Origin of the sequence: Pseudomonas sp. GM79 (assembly GCF_000282495.1) — a bacterium.
In the GTDB taxonomy this organism is placed as follows: domain Bacteria; phylum Pseudomonadota; class Gammaproteobacteria; order Pseudomonadales; family Pseudomonadaceae; genus Aquipseudomonas.
In genome coordinates this window covers 1-20141 of the sequence record NZ_AKJE01000117.1, presented here as the reverse complement: position 1 = coordinate 20141, position 20141 = coordinate 1, and the positions used below count along the sequence as shown (strand labels likewise).

The following is a 20141-nucleotide window of genomic DNA, read 5'->3' as shown; positions in this document are numbered from 1 at the left end:
CGCGAAGGCGGTGGAACAGTCAACATTGATGTCGCCTGACACACCGCTTTCGCGAGCAAGCCCGCTCCCACAGGTTTAACGCAACGCTGTACAGAACGCCCGAATCGCCTCGCAGGCCTGGCGCAATGACGCGTCGTCCAGGGCATAGGCAATACGAATGTAGGGGCCAAGGCCGAATGCACTGCCATGCACCACGGCCACATCTGCTTCGTCGAGCAGCGCGTGGGTGACATCTTCGTCGGTGTGCAGCACTCGACCTCCCGGTGAGGTGCGGCCGATCAGCCCCGCACAAGAGGCGAACGCATAGAACGCACCCGCCGGGCTCACGCATTCCAGTCCCGGCGTGTCGTTCAGCAGCGTCACCATCAAATCGCGACGAGCCTGGAAAGCGGCACGGCTTTCGCGGATGAAGTCTTTCGGCCCCTCCAGCGCGGCGAGTGCGGCTTGCTGCGAAACAGAGCTTGCGCCCGAGGTCTGCTGGCCCTGCAGTTTTTCCATGGCCTCCAGCAACCAGCGCGGCCCGGTGGCAAAACCGATGCGCCAGCCGGTCATGGCGTAGGCCTTGGAGACACCGTTCATGGTCAGGGTTCGCGGCGCCAGTCGTGGCTCCACCTGGGCCAGGGTGTAGAACGCTTGATCGTCGAAGATCAGGTGTTCATAGATGTCATCGGCCAGAATCAGCACGTGGGGATGATCCAGCAACACCGCCGCCAGGGCACGAAGTTCCACCTCGCTGTACACCGCACCGGTCGGATTGGACGGCGAGTTGAGAATCAACCAACGGGTCTGCGGGGTGATCGCGGCGGTCAGCGCTGCGGGCGTCAGCTTGAAACCGGTATCGGCGTCGCAGGTGACGATCCGCGCTTCACCGCCGCACAGTTGCACCATCTCCGGGTAACTGACCCAGTACGGCGCCGGCACGATGACCTGGTCGTCCTCGTTGAGGGTGGCGGCCAGGGCGTTGTAGATCACCTGTTTGCCACCGTTGCAAACCAGCGTGTCTTGCCAGCTCACGTCCAGACCATTTTCGCGCCGGAACTTGGCCGCCACCGCTTCTCGCAACGAGCGCACACCGGCCACCTGGGTGTAGCGGGTGTGGCCATGCTCGATGGCGTGAATGGCCGCTTCACGCACATGTTTGGGGGTATCGAAATCCGGTTCGCCGGCACACAGCGAAATGATCTTCGCCCCTTGTGCCCGGCGTTCCGCCACGCGATCCATGATCCGATAAGTCGCCGAGGGCTGTGCGCTGGCCAGGCGCTGGTTGAGGCGCTGAATGTCGATGCTCATGCCCGGATTCTCCAGTCTGTCAGGTTCATCAGTTCCAGGGTCGAGCGGCCTTCGGTCAGCGCCTGCATCATCTGCGCTTCCTTGTTCGCGCGCGCTTCGCCTTCGGCGAGGGTACGTGCGGCATCGGCCTTGGGGATGATGATCACGCCGTCGTCGTCAGCCACCACCAGGTCGCCCTGTGCCACGAAAGCACCATTGAAATTGAACGGTTGTCCCACTGAGGGGGCGCTGGCCTTGACCGTGCCTTTGACCGAGATGCCACGGGCAAATACCGGGAACTGGCGTTTCTTCAACGCGGCGATATCGCGTACGCCGCCATCGATTACCAAACCGACGACGCCCGCCGCTTCGGCCGCCACGGTGAGCACCTCGCCCCAGTAACCGGCGATGAAGCCACCCGTACCCACGACCAGTACGCTGCCACGGGGCACGCGTTCCATCGCCAGATGCAGGGCCAGGTTATCGCCCGGCGAACATTCCAGCGGGTAGGCGGGGGCGGCGATAAAGGCGCCGTCCCAGATCGGGCGGATCGCACTGTCAACCGCGCAGGGCAGATGGGACGCTTCATACAGCGTCGAGGTGCCCAGTACTTTTGCCCGCGCGCGAAAATCCGGGGGGAAGGGGAGCGTGGTCATCAGACTTTCCTCTGCAGGTTGTGGTAACCCAATGCAGCACGGGCTTCTTTGAGGGTTTGGCCTTGAGCGATCAGGGCGCGAATGTCGGCTTCGACCGATTCGATCTGGCGGGCACATGCCGCCACTTCAGCGGCACGGGCGCGAGGCACGATCACCACGCCGTTGGCATCGGCGACCACGATGTCACGGGAGCAGACCCGTGCCGTGCCGATGGACACCGGCTGGTTGACCGACTGCACTTGCACGCGGTCTTTGCCGGTGCGCATGAAGCGACCTTTGCTGAAGATCGGGTAGCCATCACCCAGCGCCTTGTTCACATCACGGCACACCCCGTCGATGACCGTGGCGGCGATCTGTCGGGTGCCGGCGTACTGGGTCATGATGTCGCCCCAAACGGTGCAGTCGGTACGGCCGCCGTTGTCGATCACCACCACGTCGCCGGGTGCGACGTCTTCGATGAAATCACCCACCGTGCCCGGCGGGACGCTGGCCGAGACGTATTGCACGGTGAACGCCGGCCCGACGATGACCTTGGCGTAATTGTCCAGCGGCGCCACGTCGAGGCATTGTCCGGGCAGGCCGAGCTTGTCCAGGGCATCGGAGACGCCAGGAGTGTCGAGGCCTTCAAACAAGGCGACCAGGGTTTGATCTTCAAGATTCATCAGGCGTGCTCCACGCGGATTGCTTCGAACTGGGTGTCGTGCATCACCTCGGCCACCGAGCGGCCGCTGCGCACGGCCTCGACCATGCCATCCTGACGGCGTGCAATGCGCTCGCCGAGATCGATGACCTTTTCGATATGGGTTTGGGGGACGAATACGGTTCCGCAGGTATCGGCAATGACATAGTCATCCTCGCTGACGTCGACACCAGCGACCTTGATTGTCACTGCGGCATCGATCTGCACCACCCGGTTGCGCGCACTGATCATGGTCACGCCACGGCCATAAACCGGGTAACCAATCGCTTCGCTGCCGTCGATGTCGCGGCTGAAACCGTCGATCACCGTGCCGCGTACGTGCTTGCCGGCCGCCGCGTTGGCGAGGATGTCGCCCCAGCAGGAAATCCCTTCGATACCGCCGGCGATCACCAGCACGCGATCGTCGCTGTCGATCTGTTCAACCACCGAAGTAATCAGGTGCACGGTCGGTAGGGTGTCGGATTTGGGCGCCAGCAAGACGGTACTGGCGCGGCCGACGATCTTCGGGCAGTTCCACAGCGGGCGTAGCCCCACGGTGGCGCCCGGCAGGCCGAGGAAGTCGAGCGCATCGGAGACCGTGTTGGTATCCAGCGCCGCCAAGCGATCCAGCAAACTTTTATTGATCATGGGAAAGCCCCAGTGGTGACGGAGGCGCCCAGTGTCGGCGAGACTATTTGATAGGTATATTACTAATCACAGAAGCATTACATACGTTAAACCTATGGATTAACCATGATCAATTTCCGCTTGATTCGGCACCTCTGGTTGTTCCTGGCCGTTGCCGAAGAACAGAATTTCGGCCGCGCCGCCAAACGCCTGGGAATGTCCCAGCCACCGTTAAGCGAGCAGATTCAAGTGCTGGAGCAGGCGCTCAAGGTCAAGCTGTTCGACCGCTCGCGGCGGGGAGCGAAACTGACCCCGGTAGGCGCCGCGATCCTGCCGGCGGTGCGCAAGTTCGCCGAGCAACTGGAGCGCCTGGAACTGGCCGTGGAGGAGGCGGTGGCGGGGCAGTCGGGGATGTTGACCGTCGGCGCGATTTCCACGGCGATGTTCGATGTGTTGCCCGGGTTGATCGAGCAGCTGAAGGTCGATTACCCGCACCTTACCGTGTCCGTGCGGGAGATCGACAGCGTCGAAGCCGTGCCTGCGCTGGAAGCCGGGGACATCGACCTGGCCTTCGCCCGTCTGGACGGTGATCTGGGCGCCTCGATCAAGTCGCTGCCGCTGACTGAGGATCGCCTGGTCGTGGCCCTGCCCAGCGATCACCCATTGGCTTCGCGCAAGCGCATCAGCCTGTCGAGCCTGGCCACCGAGCCCCTGGTGATGTTTTCCCGACAGGTCAGCCCGGTGTACTTCGACAATCTGATCGCGACCTGCCGCGCCAGTGGATTTTCCCCGCGCGTGCTGCATGAAGTGCGCTCCGTCGCGTCGCAAATCGCTTTCGTCAGTTGTGGGCAAGGCATCGCTTTGGTGCCGGCTTCGCTGAAGAAACTGGCCCCCGATAATGTGGTGTTGCGACCGCTGAGCCAGCCACTCAATGTGGTGACGACAGCGGTGGCCTGGAACGCCGATCGGCCCAATCCGCTGGTGGAGGAGGTGGTCGCCCGGCTCCGAAAGAGCGTTTGATAGGTTTGACCTATGACAGTATTCCCGAATGAGGAATTTACAGAAGGACCGATCCCCGCGAAATTGACGGCTTTGCTTCGGCCCGACAGTCAATGCCAGTCAGTTAAGCCGTAAATGTTTCCCGTAGCAGCTGCCGAGCCCGCGAGGCTGCGTTCGGCTGCGAAGCAGTCGTGAATCCGACAGATGCGGTCTGGCTGACACACCGCAATTTCTTATTTTGCGACTGCTTCGCAGCCGAACGCAGCCTCGCGGGCTCGGCAGCTGCTACAAATTGCTCAACTGACTGGTATTAGGCCCGGCGGTCACCTTTTCGCTCAAGGAATCCATCACGTGTCCAAACCTGAAACCTTCACTCAAGCGCACATTCCTCTGACGGTGGAGGGCGTCCGGCTGAACATCGCCACCCTTCACCGCGACGGTGTCCTGGCGCCGATTGTGTTCCTGCATGGGTTTGGCTCGACCAAGGAAGACTACGCCGACATCGTGCAGCAGGCCGCCTTCGCCGGTTATCCTTTCGTCGCTTATGACGCACCGGGTTGCGGCGAAAGCCAGTGCAGTGACCTTTCGCGGATTTCCATCCCCTTCCTGCTGAAGACCGCCTTGCAGGTGCTGGAGCATTTCGGTATCGAACGTTTTCATCTGGTCGGCCATTCCATGGGCGGACTGACCGCACTGATGCTGGCTCATCAATGCCCGGACCGGGTACTCAGCTTCGTCGACATCGAGGGCAACATCGCCCCGGAGGACTGTTTCCTCAGCCGGCAGATCGTCGATTACCCGGCGGACGATCCCGAGGTGTTTTTCGCCGCCTTCATCGAACGCGCCCGGCACGCGCCGGCTTATGCCAGTGCGCTTTATTCCGCAAGCTTGCGGCACAAGGTTCGTGCCGGCGCGGTACGCGGGATCTTCGAGTCGATGGTCGATCTTTCCGACAACGCCGACTTGATGGGCAAGTTCCTCGGCCTGCCATGCCCGCGCATGTTCATGTACGGCGAGCAGAACGCTTCATTGTCCTATCTGCCGCATATCCAGGCCCAAGGCGTGCGGCTGGCGCCGATTGCGCAGTGCGGGCATTTCCCCATGTATTCCAACCCGATCGCGATGTGGCAGCAGATTGCCGACTTTCAGGCGAACGGCCATCGCGGATGAGTCTGGCATGAGATGCACAGCAGCGTTGTGAACTATTCTTCTCAAGTGGCCCTTTCAATGCCTCATTCAAGGGAGTTGATATAAATCAACGCTTAAGAGGCTTTAAGGGAGGAGTCTGGGCCTGATGCTGGATTCTCGAGCCGGCGTCGAGGATCAACCTGTCTGGAGTCTGCCCATGAGCCAGTATCAACGGTTATTACTGATCATCAACCCGCTGCTGCGCCATTCTCCTGCGATAAACCATGGCGCTGCCCTGGCCAAGGCCAGCGGGGCGAGCTTGCACATTGCCGGCCTGATCCCCTCGTTGGATATTTTGTCGCTGCTCGAAGAAGGCGACCGCAAAATGGCTCGGGCGACCTACCTGCAGGAGCACCGCGACTGGCTCGATGAACAAGCGGAAAAGATGCGAGGCCGGGGGATCGAGGTGACAACCGAAGTCGCCTGGGCCGACAACATGCGTCAGGACATTCTTGACCATGTCACGCAAGTGCAGCCCGATCTGTTGATCAAGCAAGTGCAGCATGAGCCGGTGCTCAAGCGCGCGTTTTTCACGCCGCTGGATTGGCGTTTGTTGCGTCATTGTCCGGTCCCGGTTTATCTGGTGGGGGGTGAATGCCATGCCTTGCCGCAGAAGGTGGTGGCCGCGGTTGACGTGTCAGACACCGAGCCTTCGAACAGTGAACTCAATGACCGGATCATCTTGCAGGCTTGCGGCTTGGCGCTGCAGTGCAATGCCGAGTTGCATCTGCTGTACGCGTGTGACATTTCGGCAGCTTTTCTGGCGGATCTGGGCGGCGATCTGACGCTCTCGGAGCTGACCAAGGAGTTGCGCAACGACCTGGAAAAATCTTTTCTCAAGCTGGCCGCACGGTTCGGTGTCCCCCCTGAGTGTCGACATTTCATCATGGGGCACCCTGTCTCGGTACTGAGCGAATTCACCCACGTGCATCAAGTGGATGTGATCGTGATGGGCAGGGCTCAATACCGTGGCCTGGAGCGGCTGCTTGGCAGCACGACGGAACATATCCTGTACCAGGTGCCTTGCAGCATTCTGGCGGTCTAGGGGCGGGCGCCCCGATCGGAATGATGGCCGCCGTCAAACGAACGCCCGTTTTTGGGGATCCCGCCCCAGGGAGGTTTTCAAATGACTAGTCCTTCATTGCAAACCATCTTGCATGACCGGGTTGATGCCGGCCGAGGCCTGGTGGAGCCGTTGCTCAAATACGCTAAAAGAGCCGATGTCATCGTTCTCGCCTTACCCCGTGGCGGCGTTCCGGTGGCCTATGAAGTCGCCACGGCCCTGGAGGTTCGCCTGGAGCTGATGCTGGTGCGCAAGCTGGGAGTACCGTCCCACCAGGAGTTCGCCATGGGCGCAATTGCCAGTGGCGGCATACAAATCGTCAACGAAGATGCGCTGCGGGCTAACGGTATTGATCAACGCACGCTCGATGCCGTGGTTGCAAAGGAAACGCAGGAGTTGTTGCGTCGCGAACAGCTATACCGGGCATCACGCGCACCTGTGGCGCTCAAGGATCAGGTGGTGATTCTGATTGATGACGGCCTGGCGACAGGTGCCACGATGATGGCCGCGATACAGGCCGTGCGCCTGCAGGCGCCATCGCGCATCGTCGTTGCCGTGCCGGTGGCACCGCTTGAGACGGCAGAGGCGCTGCGTGATGAAGTGGACGAACTGATTTGCCCACTCATCCCCGACTGGATGATCTCGATCGGGCATTGGTACACGGATTTTTCGCAGACATCTGACGAAGAGGTCATCGATCTTCTGCACCGGGCCTGGCAACGAGAGTCCGGTTCGGGCGACTCATTTCAGAACGGTTCCGGTATTTGAGCCGTTGCCTGGTGTGGAGCAAACCACGTCAGGCTTTCAAGTGATCCTGACGTTCACGAACTGCCACGGATCGGATTCATCGGTCTGCTCGGGCATCAGTGAGTGACGTCCGGTAAGCGGCGTCCAGTCGGAATAGATGCCTTCTACCTTGCCAAGGTAAGGCATGCAGATCTGCAGAATTTCCCTGAAGGGCAATTCATCCGGTTCGACAATGCCACGTTGAGGATTGCGAATGGCCCAGATCACGCCGGCCAGCACTCCCGCCGTCACTTGCAGGCTGGTGGCGCTGTTATAGGGGCATAGAGCCCGGGCTTGCTGGATCGATAAGCGCGAGCCATACCAATAACTGTTTCTGGCATGCCCCATCAGCAGCACGCCGAGTTCGTCACTACCGTCGATGATTTCGTCATCGAGCAGACGCTGGTCGCTCTGGGGTTTCCAGTTGCGCTCGGCGAGTTCATGCACCGAGAGCAAGGCATCGTCACAGGGTCGATAAGCGTAGTGGACGGTCGGCCGGTAAGTCGGCTGCCTTCCCTGGCCAAGGGTCAGGTAGTCGGCAATCGACAGGGCTTCGTTGTGAGTCACGAGCAGCCCATGGGTTGGCCCCGTCGAGGGCGTCCAGGTTCGAACCGGCGTGGAGGCGCCGGGGCGTTGCAGATAGATCCCGGCCTGGCACCCGAAGGCGTGGTAATAACCATCCTCGGGCAGCGCTTTCTCATGGCTGCCCCAACCCAGCTCCGCCGGTTGGCTGCCTTCACTGATGAAACCGTCCACGGACCAGGTGTTGACGAACTCATCGGCAATTTTGTGTTGCGATGAATACTGCGAATCGCGTTCGGCAATGTGGATGCAGCGGATATTCAGTCGGCTGGCCAGTTGCGCCCATTCTTCGCGAGTAGCGGGCAGGGGCGTTGTGTCACCCAAATCTTCAGCGAGGTTAACCAGTGCCTGTTTGACCAGGTGGGACGCCAGCCCCGGATTGGCACCGTGGGTCAACATGGCGGTGGACAGACCCTGCGCACTTTCGCCCCGAAGCCGAAGTGCCGCTTCCCTCAATGCATAGTTGGATCTTTCGGACAGGGATTTGTCGGGGTCGGTATAACCGCCTTCCCACGGCTCGATACAGGTGTCCAGATACAGCACGCCTTTACGCTGGGCGAACTGGATCAGGGACAGGCTCGAAACCCCCACCGAGAGGTTGAGCAGGAAATCGCCAGCGCTCAACAGAGGGTCCAGCACCGCTTCGTAATTGTTCTGATCCAGTTGCTCGGCTTGGTGAGCGACGCCAAATTCCTGTGCGAGTAAACGTCCATCTTCATCGGGACTGAGGATCAACAGTCGCTGCGGTTCAAGTTCAAGATGGCGCAACAGCAACGGGAGTACGCCTTTTCCGATACAGCCAGAACCGATCATCACCAACCTGGCATCAAAGGGCTGAATGACATGCTCAAGATCTGACATCGATAGCCTCCACCGGCTGACCGAGCTCGCCGCAAATGACCTGTCGATAACCACGACGCCCTCAAACTAGAGACTGCAAGGCTCAGTTAAAGCTCAAAAAAGTTTCGGACACCGTCAAGGAGATTCGGCTATGCCGATCGAGACCAAAAAACAGATGAGAATGAGGCGAACTGCTGGCCCCCCGATTTCCGTTTCGTTGTCAAACTTGCTTTCTTTTCAGAAGGTTAGGCATTGGCGATATGCGGACTTTGGTATGGATGGCTGTGACGTTTGCCCTGATGCTCTCGCTTGAGGCTCAGGCAAAGGACCTGAGCAAGAACAGTCGTTTCGTCTGCAGCTGGGGCTCGGACATCGCCGCAGACGCGCAAGCGGCGAAGCTTTCCGGTTTCACGCTTTACGGGGCACGCAAGAAACTGCAATCGCGAAAATTCCCCCGGCCGTGGATGCGCATGACGGCCATGGGGATTACCGAACAAACCTATAACAGTCCCTCGCGCCTCAAGCCTGCTGCTATCAAGCAAACGTACTACGAGCAATGCATCCGGCATGAGTTGGCCCGACGCTAGAAGTTGATCGAGGCGCTCAGCCGGGCGGTGAGTGGGGCGCCCTGGAACAGGTAGCCATCGCCCATGTATTCACCGGCGTCGCGCCAGTAGCGTTTGTCGAACAGGTTGTCCACGGTCAGGCGGAACACGGTGTCGTATCCGTCGATGCGAGTGCTGTAGCGGCTGCCGATGTTGAAAATGGCATAGGCACCGGTCTGCACTTCACCCTGGCGGTTGGCGTACTTGCTGGCGCTGTACTGCACTGCGCCGAGCAGCGCCAGGCCGTCAAACCAGGGCAGAGCATAGTCGCCGTAGAGATTGGCGCGCAGGGTCGGAACGTTGATTGCCTGGTGACCTTCATAAGCTGGCGTGCCGCTGTCGGTGACCCGCGCGCGGATGGCCGCGACACTGGCAGAAATCTGCAGGCGCTGGCTGGCCCAGCCATTGGCCGAGAGCTCAAGCCCGGTGTTTTTCTGTTCGCCCTGTTGGGTGAACGTGAACGTACCGTCGTCATTCGGTCGCGAGTACTGATAAGCCTGGCGGATCTGGAACAGCGCCGCGGCCAGGCTGATGCGCTGCCAGTCGTATTTGATCCCTGCCTCGATTTGTCGCGATACGGTGGGCGCGAGGATTTCATAGGCATTGGTGGTAAACCACGCTGCTTCGCCGCCCAGGGACAGGCCCTTGCTATAGCGGGTGTACAGCGACAGGTTTTGCACCGGCTTGTAGATCAGCGCGGCCTGGGGCAGGAACTCATAGCGTTGGGTGTGCCGGGTGGTGTCGCCCTGGCTGTCGAAGGTCTCTTCATCCAGGCGCACTTCGCGCCCGCCAAGCACCGCCTGCCATTGCTCGTTGAAACTGATCCGGTCATTGAAGAACAGCCCGTACTGGCGGCTGTCCAGGCGTCGGTAGGAATCGTTGAGCGGGCCATCGTAAGGGGCAAAATCAGCCGGTTCGCTGTTGATGTTGGCGCTGCCGATCATCTGATTGATGGCATCGCGTTTGTCCACCACGCGGCGGAACGCGCTAGTCCCGACGCTGAGTTCGTGGCCCAGGCCTCCGGTTTCGAAGTGGCCGCTGAGGGCCGCCTGCACTTCATCGTTGCGGCGGGTATCGTCGGGGCTGCGGAAATCGTAAATGTCGTAGTCGCCCTCGGGGCTGAAGTAGTTCGGCACCGCCGCGCTGGCGCAACTGGCGGAGCCGTAGCAGCCCCAGGCGAACGAACTGTAGTCATCGATCACCACCCGGCTGCGCGAGGCGCTAAGGCTGCCTTTCCACTGGTCGCTGAAGCGGTATTCGAAATTGCCGTTGAGGTTCAGCGCATCGGTGGTGACCGGGTTCGAACCGCTCTGGTGAGCCAGCAGCTTCTTCGGCGAGGCGTGGTGCGGCAGGCTGGAACCACCGAGCAATTGATAACCCGGTGCCGAGCGCTGTTCCTTGGTCTGGTACTCGGCGTCCAGTTGCAGCAGCGCATTGGGGCTGATGTTCCAGTCGAAGGCCAGCGAGGCGAAGTCGCGCTGGCCATTGGTGTGTTCGACGTAGGAATGCAGGTCTTCGTGGGCCAGGTTGGCGCGCAGGCCGAACTGCTGCTCGCTGCCGAACCATCCACCGACGTCGGTCGCCAGGTAACCGCTGCCGCGATCGTCGGTGGAGACGGTGACCGAACGCACGTCGCCAGGCCGCTTGGTCACGTAGTTGACCAATCCGCCGGGCTCGCTGACACCGCTTTGCAGACCGGAAAGGCCCTTGAGCAACTCCACCTGCTGTTTGTTCTCCAGCCCGACATTCTGTTCGCCAGTGATGGTGCGGCCGTTGATCTTGTAGCTGCTGGCGGAGTTGAGGGAGAAGCCACGCACGACGAAGTTTTCGTAGTAGCCGACCGGCGCGTAGCTTTCACCCACCGAGGCGTCGTTGCGCAGTACCTCGCTGAGCAGGCGGGCCTGCTGATCCTTGATCATCGCCTCGTTGACCACCGAAATCGAGGCTGGCGTATCGAGCAACGGCGCCGCCTCGAAACCACCGACCGACGCGCTGTCGGCCTGATAACCGGAAGTATCATCGCCGGTGACGGTCACCGCCGGCAGTTCGGTCGCGGTGGCCCAGGCCGAAGGCACGGCGCTGGACAGCAGCAGGCCCAAGCCCAGGTTCAGAGGATTGAGCGCGAACCGCGGGGCGGCCACTCCCTGGCGGGAGGTCCGGTAAAGCCTATTCATGAAAAATCCTCGACGACTGCGGGCCCGGGTTTGGCGAGTCTTAGCCTGTGGCTCACGCTTGAAAGCGGGGCATCATACAAGAGGAGCGATCATGAAATGAAAGTGTCATCGCGACGAGCGCCTACGAGGGACTCGTAACACGAAACCGTTGCTCAAGGGCCTCCGCAAACGGATAGAACGAAAACCAGGGCCGGGCTTCATCGATCACGCGCTGAAATGACGGTCTCTGTACCAACCTCTCGAAATAGGCACGCAAGTGGTCGTAGTCATCGGGGAATGGCACAAGCGTCCTGGCATAGAAAAGTGCCGGGGCAGCGGCGCAATCGGCCATGCTGAACGCCGGGCTGGCTACCCAGGTTCTGGATGCCATCCGGCGTTCAAGCATGCCGTAGGCCGTTTTCAGCATGGATCGCTCTTTGGTCACATCGCCGTTGGTCGCGTGTAGCCGATCACTGACAATCTGTTGCATCGGCACTTGTACATAATGGTCGAAAAAGCGATCCCATAATCGGACTTCCAGCGCGGTATCCCAATCGTCTGGAACCAGATGGTGCGTGCCTGGAAATCGTCTATCCAGGTACTCGATGATGATGCTGGACTCCGGCAGATTTCGCTGGTGAACAGCGTCAAAAATTATTGGGAACTTTCCGATTGGCCACAATGCCTGAAGTTCTGCGCTGTCGGCAGGGTCACCGAGATCGATGATTCTTCTCTCGAATTCGATGCCGTTTTCGTAGAGCGCGATGAGTACTTTGTGACAGAACGACGCCAGTGGATGGTAGTAAAGCGTCAGCGACATCTTTCAACTCCTCATTGGATGGGAGGGGCGGGAAGCGCAAGGCCCTGATATGAAAAGACGGGGGCAATGAACAATCATAGGCGGATGTCAGCAGTGCGTCAGGGCAGTCAATTTCGAATTTGCATACTTGCAAACGGAAGAATCCCTGCTTGACTGAGCCACTGGTCGGTTTGTGACTTGTTGGTCATGGCGTTCATCTCAGCGCCCTTGTACCGTTGTCGCTGGTTTGTGCTGTCAGGCTTGCCCGGAGGAAGCCGGACGGTCAATCAAGCTGTGTGCCTGATCCAATTTGTTCAAGGAATAGAATGAAATGACGTTGAAAACTGCGATCGTCCAGATTGGTAAGAAGTACAGGGTTTACACCGAGCATTACCTCAACGCCACCGCCGACAAGACCATTATTCTGGTCAACGGCTCGCTGGCAACGACCGCCTCTTTTGCCCAGACCGTGCGCTACCTGCGGCCACGCTTCAATGTAGTCCTCTACGATCAGCCCTACGCCGGTCAATCGAAACAACACAACCTGCATGACCAGCCGATCCGCAAGGAAGACGAAGCCGAAATATTGCTGGAGTTGATCGAGCACTTTCGGGCGCAGCATGTGCTGTCATTTTCCTGGGGCGGCGCGGCGACTTTGCTGGCGCTGGCTCAGCACCCACGACGAATCGAAAAAGCGGTGATCAGTTCGTTCGCGGCGCGAATCAATACGCCGATGCGCGACTATTTGGAGAGTGGCCGGCACTTCCTCCAGGCCTGTGATCGGCACAATGTCGGGCGCTTGATCAACAGCACGATCGGCAAGCATCTGCCGTCGCTGTTCAAACGTTTCAACGAACGCCATGTCAGCAGCCTGGACGAACACGAATACCGGCAGATGCACTTTCACGTCAACGAGGTGCTGACTCAGGACACTCATTGCTACGTTTCCTGTGCCGATGCCATCGAAGTGCCGCTGCTGTTTATCAACGGCGAGCGGGATGAGTACACCTCGGTGGAAGACGCCCGTCTTTTTGCGGCGCATAGCCCTCAGGCTCAATTTCAGACCATCAAGAACGCCGGGCACTTCCTCGATATGGAACACCCGACGGCCTGGACTGACACCCAGCAGGCCTTGCTGGGCTTTCTGCAGCCGGTCGCCAAAATACCGAGCCAGCCCCGAGACCTGACGTTCAGTAGCAAAGCGTCAGTGATTCCGCCCCTTCAATCAGCTAACTGGGTGCGGCTTTAACTGACGCAGCAACTCGATCTGATCCGCCGGGACCAAAGTACGCAAGGCTTTATACAGCGCGCGGGTTTCAAGCAGGTTCCAGACGCGCAGCATGGTTTCCAGGGCGTCCAGTGGCTTGCTGATGAAGTCTTTGGCGCCCAGGGCCAGCGCGCGCAGGCGGGTATCGCGGGTGGCGTCGGCGGTGAGCACGAGGATTGGCAGGTATTCGCCAGTCGGGATGCGCCGGTTGAGTTGTTCCAGTACGGCAAAGCCGTCGAACTCCGGCATGTGCAGGTCGAGAATTACCAGGTCCGGCTCGAAGCTGTTGAACAGGTCCAGGGTTCGCAGCGGCTGGGTGCTGCTCAGTACGTTGGTCAGCCCTTCGCGGACAAGCAACTGCTCCATCAGGTCGAGGTTGGGCCGCTGGTCGTCGATGATCAGAATGCGCAGGTCGGTGTTCACACGGGCTCCGGTAAATGCTGGTCAAGATGGGCGAGGAATGAAGGGATGTGAATCGGCTTGGTCAGCACCGCCGTCGCTCCCGCTTCCAGCAAGGCCAGATGCGTGAGGTCGCTGGCATCGGCGGTGATCATCAGCACGGGAATGGCACGGGTGACGGACGACTGACGCAAGCGTTGCAGCACATTGAAACCATCCAGATCCGGCAGCGCCACGTCGAGCAAAATCAGCTGCGGCGCATGTTGACGGGCCAGGTCCAGACCCATTTGCCCCTGCATGCTTGAGAGCAACTGGATGTGCGGCCGTCGTTGCAGCAGGGTTTCGATCAGGGCCAGGCTCGAGAGATTGTCTTCGATGCACAGCACTTTGCCCTGGTAATCCGGGGCGGCGAGGGCAGCTGTGACCGTTGGGTGACTGACTCGTGCAACCGGTGGTTCGGTGACTGGCTGCAAGCGTACGAAGGGCAGTTCCAGGGTGAAACTTGCGCCTTTGCCTGGCTGGCTTTTGACGGTCAGGCTGCCGTTCATCATTTCCAGCAGACTCTTGCTCAAAGCCAGGCCCAGGCCGGTGCCTTCCACGTTAGGATCGGTCTCCAGACGCTCGAACGGCTTGAACAGTTGCTCCAGTCGATCGGCCGCAATGCCCTTGCCGGTATCGCAGACTGACACGGCAATTCGCTGTTGAATAACCCTGACTTCGATGTGCACCTGGCCTTGGGGCCGGTTGTATTTGATCGCGTTGGACAGCAGGTTGAGCAGCACCTGAACCAGGCGTTGCCGATCGGCGACGATCCCGCTGTCGGCGGCCAGCATCGGCAACTCGACCAGTTGAATGCCGGCGTCGCAAGCCATGGGGGAAACCAGCGTCAGGGCTTCTTGCAGCACCACCGCCAAGGGCACGGCTTCAACGTTCAGTGGCAGGCGCCCGGCTTCGATCTTGGCGATGTCCAGCACTTCGTTGATCAGGGTCAGCAAGTGTTGTCCGGCCCGCAGGATGTGACCAATTTGCGCTCGCTGGCCCTTGGGCGAATCCATGTCCAACAGTTGTGCGAAGCCGAGAATGGAGTTGAGCGGGGTACGCAGTTCGTGGCTCATGCGCGACAGGAACTCGCTTTTGGCGCGGCTGGCGCGTTCGGCTTCTTCCCGTGCGGTGCTCAGTGCTATCTCGGCCACGCGGCGATCGGTGATGTCGCGGGTGATCTTGGAAAATCCGCGCAAGGCGCCACTGCTGTCGTATTGCGCGGTAATCACCACGCTGGCCCAGAAGCGGCTGCCATCCTTGCGGCAACGCCAGGCCTCTTCCATGTAATGACCGTCGCGAGTGGCCTCGCGCAGCGCCATGTCGGGATGCTGCGGGCATTCTTGCGACAGATAAAACACCGAAAAATGCTGGCCGACGATTTCCTGTTCGGTGTAGCCCTTGATCCGTTCGGCGCCCGCATTCCAACTGGTGACGAAGCCCTGTGTGTCGAGGGCGAAAATACCGTAGTCCTTCACGCCGTCGATGATCAGCCGCAGACGCTCTTCGTTATCGCGCAACGCTCGCTCACGTTCAGCCAGCAACAACCCGGCTTCGACCAGGCGTGTGCCCAATTGACCAATCTCATCGTTCTCCGGCGGTTGCGGCAGTAACGGCTGACCGAGTGCCAGTCGTTGTGCGTTGCCCTGGACCTGTTTGACCCGGGCGACGATGCCCTTGGACAGGAACAGCACCGCGACAATGGCGCCAAACAACCCGCACGCCGCGGCCAGCAGGGTCGAGAACAACAACCGCTGTCGAGTGGAGGCCGCGGCCGCGGTGCGCTCAGCCAGCAACGTATCCTCGAGGGTGCGCATGGCGCTGATGCGTTCACGCAATTCGTCGAGGATGTGCTTGTTGTTGATCAGGATGGTGGTAATCGACTCGGGTGTGGCGCTGCGATCGTCAAGCAGTTCAACCAGACCCTCGACCTTGGTCTCGATCAACGGGGTGATCGCCTCCAGATGTTTGCGCACCCGCTCATCGCGAACATTGCTGTCGAGCCGTCGCAGGGCTGATTCGATCAAGGGCTTGGCTTGCCGATAACCTGGCAGGAAATCCTCGCGGCGGGTCAGCAGATAGCCGCGCACGCTGGCGGCGGCCTCGGCGAGCAGGGTGTGTACGGCCTGAATGTCGCCTTGCACCAGCAGCACCCGGCGCACGTCCTCTTCCGCGCGTGCGGTCTGACGCTCGGTGATGTAGATCAGCACCAGCGAGAGCAACAGGATTACCAATGGAAGGGAAATCACCACGAGGGCTTTGCCACGTAACGGCAGATCGGCCCAGCGTCGAGCATTTGAAACCTTCATGACTGGGTCACCAGCCCCAGGGCCATGCCACGAACGGCCGCCTGGGTTCGGTCGGCGGCGCCGAGTTTGCCGATGACCCGTTCCACGTGGGCTTTGGCCGTTCCCGTGGTGATACCGAGTTCTTCGCCGATTTCACGATTGCTGAAGCCGCTGGCTACCAACCCGAGGACCTGCCGTTCGCGGGCGGTCAAAGTTTCGGCAGGCGCGGCGCCACTGGTGTTGCGTTCGGTCATGCGCCGTAGCAGGCGGGCGCTGACGGCGCTATTGAGGGCTTCCTCGCCCGCGGCGACGCGTTGCAGGGCGTCAATCACTTCATTGCGGCTGGCGTCTTTGAGCAGATAACCCACGGCACCGGCATTCATCGCCGCTTCCAGGTGATCCGGGCTGTCGTCCATGGTGAAGATCACCACTTTCAGGGCCGGCAGGCGCTGCTGAAGAATCCGCGCCGCGCCCAACCCATTGAGCACGGGCATGCGAATGTCGAGGATGACGATGTCGGGTAGCAGACGTTCGCACACGTCTACCGCTTCCTGGCCATCGCGGGCCTGGCCGACCACTTCGAATTGCGGATGGCCCGCCAGCAGCGCGACGAAACCGGTTCGGGTGACCTCATGATCGTCCGCCAGAACCAGACGTAAAACTTCAGTCATTGAGCTGTTCCATTGAGGTCGGAAGGTACGGTGGCGCGCAGTTGCGTCCCGCCATGCGCGTGGCTGACGCAAGTGAAATCGCCGCCCAGCAGGCTTGCGCGTTCCTTCATCGCCGCGAGCCCCAAGTGCCGGGCGCCGCAGGTGTCGAGTCGTTGTTCCATGGCAAAACCTTTGCCGTTGTCGTCCAGCCGTAGCAAGGCCAGTCCTTCGTGTAGTTCCAGCGCGAGGACGACGTGGCTGGCCTGCGCATGTTTGAGAATATTGTTGATGCCTTCCTGGGCAATCCGGAACAGGGCGATTTCCACCTGGCTGGGCAAACGTGCTTCGCAACGCGTGCTCCAGTTCACTTTGATCCCGGCGTCGCGCAGGCGATCCGCTTCTTTGTCGACTGCCTTCAGCAAGCCAAAGTCGTCGAGTACCGTCGGGCGCAGGCCGCTGATCAATTGCCGGCCTTCGCCGACGCAATGCTGGGCCAGTGCAAGAATCGTTTGTAAGTCTGCGCCGAGTTCGTCGGGCAGTGGCGGGCAGCGACCGGCAAAACCTTGCAGGCGCTGATGCAGCCCGGCGAGGGTTTGCGCCAGGCCGTCGTGCAGGTCGTAAGCCATGCGTTTGCGTTCGTCTTCCTGTGCCCTGAACAGCCTGTGGACCAGATCGGACATGGTGCGCTCGCGGGCCACCAGTGCATCCAGCAACCGCTGGTTTTCCAGATGCGCGGCCAGCAGGGTGGCGAGCAACTGCAGGGATTCGAGGTCCTCGGTGTCCGGTGCACTGATGCTGACACTGTTGGCCAGCACCAACGCACCGAAGGCCGCGCCATCGCCGCCGCGCAACGGCACCCGCAGCACATTGGGCAGGACCGCGCTCGGCTGCTCCTGCCATTGCGGGGAGCACATCGCGGTATCGGCGAGACGCTCGAGGCTGTGTAAACGATCACGACTGCCGTGACTGGCGGTGGTCCTGACCTGCGCATCCACGTCCCATTCCAGTAATAGCGCGTGGTCCATCGCGAGGAAGGCGCAGGCCCGTTGCAGCACCCGTTGACGCATGGCTTCGGGGGCCAGTTGCGTCAACTCCTGGCCGGTATCCACCAGCAACCGCAGTCGCGCGGCGCGACTTTGCGATTGCCGATACTGGGTGCGAATGGCCAGGGCGCTACCGGGGTCATGATCAGGGTTTTGCATGGGCATATTCCGGCGCAGGCGCGCCCGTTCGGGCTGGGGCGTCATTAAACCTTGTTGACGGGGCAGGGCGCTATCTGCCGAATGGCATAGGCAAATGACTCCGGTTGGCCGATGGCGGGTGACGTTTGGAGCGGCACAGTGTGGCCATCGACCACACTTGGAATAGCGCAATGAAATTCAAGACCTCAGCCATCGCCCTGTTTTTCGCCCTTACCGCTCCGTTGGCCCAGGCGTTGGAGGCAGTGCCTTACGTGTACAGCAGCGTGGCCGAACAGCCCGCCAATGTGAAGGATCGCGAAATCGCCGCATTGTTCGACCAGTGGAACAGCGCATTGAAGAGCGGCAATGTCCAGAGCGTGGTCGACCTGTATGCGCCGAACGCGGTGTTGCAGCCGACGGTTTCCAACAAGGTGCGCACCACGCCGGCACAGATCAAGGACTACTTCGATCACTTCATGGCGCTCAAGCCGGTGGGCCAGATCAACTTCCGTGAGATCCGCCCATTGGGTACCAACGTGGCCATGGACAGTGGCGTCTACACCTTTTTCCTGACCGAGGCCGATGGCAAAACCCGTCAGGTGCAGGCGCGCTACACCTTCGTCTATGAGCAAGTTGGCGGTCAGTGGAAGATTCTCAACCACCACTCTTCGGCGATGCCGCAAGCACAGGTGCTGCACGCCGGGAAGTAACCGCGTTTTCGACGCTTGATGTGGTTAAGACACAATCCCTGTGGGAGCGGGCTTGCTCGCGAAGGCGTCAGCACATCCAACATTGATGTCGCCTGACACACCGCTTTCGCGAGCAAGCCCGCTCCCACAGGTTCCGCGGCTGACGGGTAATGCCGACACGGCCCACCTTGAAGTGGGCCGTGTGCGTTGTGCTCAGTTCAACGCAAGGTCGTCCACAGGTTGCTGCCCGCGGGCTTGGGCGGCGCGTTGCAACTGGCTGGCGATCAGGGTGTTTTTCAGCAGATAGGCAATGGTCATCGGCCCGACGCCACCGGGCACCGGGGTGATCGCACGGGCGACGGTGCGGGCGCTGGCATAGTCGACATCGCCCACCAGACGATCGCCGGATTCGCTGGCGATGCGGTTGATACCGACATCGATCACCACCGCGCCGGGTTTGAGCCAACTGGCGTCGATCAACTCAGGCCGACCCACCGCCGCGACCACGATATCCGCCAGCCGGCACAACGCCGGGGCATCGACGCTGCGCGAATGCACCACGCTGACCGAACAGTTGGCCTGCAACAGCAAGGTCGCCATCGGTTTGCCGACAATGTTCGAACGGCCGATGACCACCGCGTGCAAACCGCTCAAGTCATCACCGCAGGTCTCGTGCAGCAGGCGCATGCAGCCACTGGGCGTGCACGGGGTCAGGACCTCCATGCCTTGCACCAGCCCACCGACGTTTTCCCGATGAAAACCGTCGACGTCCTTGATTGGGTCGATGGCATGAATCACTGCCTGCTCATCGATAGAGTCCGGCAAGGGCAGTTGCACCAGGATGCCGGTCACCGAGGCATCGGCGTTGAGTTGCGCAATCAGTTCCAGCACCTGGGCCTGGCTGGCGGTTTCCGGCAGGCGGTATTCAAGGGAGCGGATGCCGACTTCCTTGGCGCGCAGCAGTTTGTTGCGCACATAAACGTGGCTGGCCGGGTCGTCGCCGACCAACAGGACCGCCAGGGCGGGATAGATCTGCTGGCCGGCCAGGGCCAGAACCTCTTCCCGGACCTCGTCGAGAACCTGGGCAGAAATGGCTTTGCCGTCGATGTCACGGGCAAATGCGGGGGTGCTGCTGGTCAAAAGAGTCACCGTTGTCTGATTAAAAAGGGGGCAGTGATCATCGCGGCGTCTTCGCGCGCCGATGATCCATCAGAGACATGCAGGCAGCGACGTACAGGCTACCAGTTGAGGGCAGGCCAATACCACCGCAACACCGGAAGATAAGACAGGCAGGGGATCGTGGGCAATCTGTAGGAGCTGCCGCAGGCTGCGATCTTTTGATCTTGATCTTCGTTATCGATAAAAGATCGCAGCCTGCGGCA

The 20141-nt window shown here is 60.6% G+C and carries 19 protein-coding genes; 7 read left to right on the top strand and 12 right to left on the bottom strand.

Annotation, left to right across the window (positions count from 1 at the left end; all coding sequences use genetic code 11):
* Positions 1 to 75 precede the first annotated feature (75 nt).
* From PMI36_RS00605 to PMI36_RS00620, 4 genes are read right to left on the bottom strand one after another with little or no spacing between them, the layout of a single operon-like run.
* Complete coding sequence (locus PMI36_RS00605; RefSeq protein ID WP_008076490.1) at positions 76 to 1290, bottom strand: pyridoxal phosphate-dependent aminotransferase; 1215 nt, start codon at positions 1288 to 1290, stop codon at positions 76 to 78.
* Entirely contained in the window at positions 1287 to 1925 is a 639-nt protein-coding gene (locus PMI36_RS00610) for an RraA family protein (protein ID WP_008076489.1), read from the bottom strand. The genes PMI36_RS00605 and PMI36_RS00610 overlap by 4 nt, the downstream gene beginning before the upstream one ends.
* Positions 1925 to 2587 (bottom strand): RraA family protein, encoded by a 663-nt coding sequence (locus tag PMI36_RS00615; protein ID WP_008076488.1) that lies wholly within the window; start codon positions 2585 to 2587, stop codon positions 1925 to 1927. The genes PMI36_RS00610 and PMI36_RS00615 overlap by 1 nt, the downstream gene beginning before the upstream one ends.
* Positions 2587 to 3252 (bottom strand): RraA family protein, encoded by a 666-nt coding sequence (locus PMI36_RS00620; protein ID WP_008076487.1) that lies wholly within the window; start codon positions 3250 to 3252, stop codon positions 2587 to 2589. The genes PMI36_RS00615 and PMI36_RS00620 overlap by 1 nt, the downstream gene beginning before the upstream one ends.
* Positions 3253 to 3357: 105 nt before the next feature.
* On the opposite strand from PMI36_RS00620, the gene PMI36_RS00625 reads away from it, so the two are divergent.
* The 4 genes from PMI36_RS00625 (at position 3358) to PMI36_RS00640 (ending at position 7249) form a co-directional block, all read left to right on the top strand.
* Positions 3358 to 4251: a LysR family transcriptional regulator gene (locus PMI36_RS00625; RefSeq protein ID WP_008076485.1), complete on the top strand. Its 894-nt coding sequence runs from the start codon at positions 3358 to 3360 to the stop codon at positions 4249 to 4251.
* 330 nt (positions 4252 to 4581) lie between these two features.
* On the top strand, positions 4582 to 5400 hold the full coding sequence (locus PMI36_RS00630; RefSeq protein WP_008076484.1) for an alpha/beta fold hydrolase: 819 nt from the start codon (positions 4582 to 4584) through the stop codon (positions 5398 to 5400).
* A gap of 175 nt (positions 5401 to 5575) precedes the next feature.
* Positions 5576 to 6463: a universal stress protein gene (locus tag PMI36_RS00635; RefSeq protein WP_032830774.1), complete on the top strand. Its 888-nt coding sequence runs from the start codon at positions 5576 to 5578 to the stop codon at positions 6461 to 6463.
* 81 nt (positions 6464 to 6544) lie between these two features.
* A complete protein-coding gene (locus tag PMI36_RS00640; RefSeq protein ID WP_008076482.1) occupies positions 6545 to 7249 on the top strand; it encodes a phosphoribosyltransferase in 705 nt (234 codons plus the stop codon).
* Between the two features lie 36 nt (positions 7250 to 7285).
* On the opposite strand, the gene PMI36_RS00645 is transcribed toward PMI36_RS00640, so the two are convergent.
* The gene (locus PMI36_RS00645; protein ID WP_008076481.1) at positions 7286 to 8710 is read right to left on the bottom strand and encodes a homospermidine synthase; all 1425 of its coding nucleotides are present in this window, start codon (positions 8708 to 8710) and stop codon (positions 7286 to 7288) included.
* Positions 8711 to 8949: 239 nt separating this feature from the next.
* Here PMI36_RS00645 and PMI36_RS00650 point away from each other — a divergent pair, with 239 nt between their 5' ends.
* Positions 8950 to 9276, top strand: coding sequence for a hypothetical protein (locus tag PMI36_RS00650; RefSeq protein ID WP_008076480.1), 327 nt, complete (start codon positions 8950 to 8952; stop codon positions 9274 to 9276).
* On the opposite strand, the gene PMI36_RS00655 is transcribed toward PMI36_RS00650, so the two are convergent.
* A complete protein-coding gene (locus PMI36_RS00655) occupies positions 9273 to 11468 on the bottom strand; it encodes a TonB-dependent siderophore receptor (RefSeq protein ID WP_008076479.1) in 2196 nt (731 codons plus the stop codon). The genes PMI36_RS00650 and PMI36_RS00655 overlap by 4 nt on opposite strands.
* Before the next feature lie 121 nt (positions 11469 to 11589).
* Entirely contained in the window at positions 11590 to 12267 is a 678-nt protein-coding gene (locus PMI36_RS00660) for a glutathione S-transferase family protein (protein WP_008076478.1), read from the bottom strand.
* A 310-nt stretch (positions 12268 to 12577) separates the two neighbouring features.
* On the opposite strand from PMI36_RS00660, the gene PMI36_RS00665 reads away from it, so the two are divergent.
* On the top strand, positions 12578 to 13495 hold the full coding sequence (locus tag PMI36_RS00665) for an alpha/beta fold hydrolase (protein WP_008076476.1): 918 nt from the start codon (positions 12578 to 12580) through the stop codon (positions 13493 to 13495).
* Here the strand turns inward: PMI36_RS00665 and PMI36_RS00670 are convergent.
* Genes PMI36_RS00670 through PMI36_RS00685 form a run of 4 tightly spaced genes read right to left on the bottom strand, consistent with a single transcriptional unit; the run spans position 13472 to position 18091 of the window.
* Entirely contained in the window at positions 13472 to 13936 is a 465-nt protein-coding gene (locus PMI36_RS00670; protein WP_007901111.1) for a response regulator, read from the bottom strand. The genes PMI36_RS00665 and PMI36_RS00670 overlap by 24 nt on opposite strands.
* A complete protein-coding gene (locus tag PMI36_RS00675; protein ID WP_008076474.1) occupies positions 13933 to 16260 on the bottom strand; it encodes an ATP-binding protein in 2328 nt (775 codons plus the stop codon). Before PMI36_RS00675 ends, PMI36_RS00670 begins: the two co-directional genes overlap by 4 nt.
* Positions 16257 to 16910 carry a response regulator gene (locus PMI36_RS00680; RefSeq protein WP_008076472.1) on the bottom strand — a complete coding sequence of 218 codons (654 nt, stop codon included), beginning with the start codon at positions 16908 to 16910 and terminating at the stop codon, positions 16257 to 16259. Before PMI36_RS00680 ends, PMI36_RS00675 begins: the two co-directional genes overlap by 4 nt.
* Positions 16907 to 18091, bottom strand: coding sequence for a sensor histidine kinase (locus PMI36_RS00685; RefSeq protein ID WP_008076471.1), 1185 nt, complete (start codon positions 18089 to 18091; stop codon positions 16907 to 16909). The genes PMI36_RS00680 and PMI36_RS00685 overlap by 4 nt, the downstream gene beginning before the upstream one ends.
* 170 nt (positions 18092 to 18261) lie before the next feature.
* Between PMI36_RS00685 and PMI36_RS00690 the strand changes: the two genes are divergently transcribed.
* A complete protein-coding gene (locus tag PMI36_RS00690; protein WP_008076470.1) occupies positions 18262 to 18780 on the top strand; it encodes an SgcJ/EcaC family oxidoreductase in 519 nt (172 codons plus the stop codon).
* A gap of 192 nt (positions 18781 to 18972) precedes the next feature.
* On the opposite strand, the gene PMI36_RS00695 is transcribed toward PMI36_RS00690, so the two are convergent.
* Entirely contained in the window at positions 18973 to 19899 is a 927-nt protein-coding gene (locus PMI36_RS00695) for a bifunctional 5,10-methylenetetrahydrofolate dehydrogenase/5,10-methenyltetrahydrofolate cyclohydrolase (protein WP_177319510.1), read from the bottom strand.
* Positions 19900 to 20141: the final 242 nt, after the last annotated feature.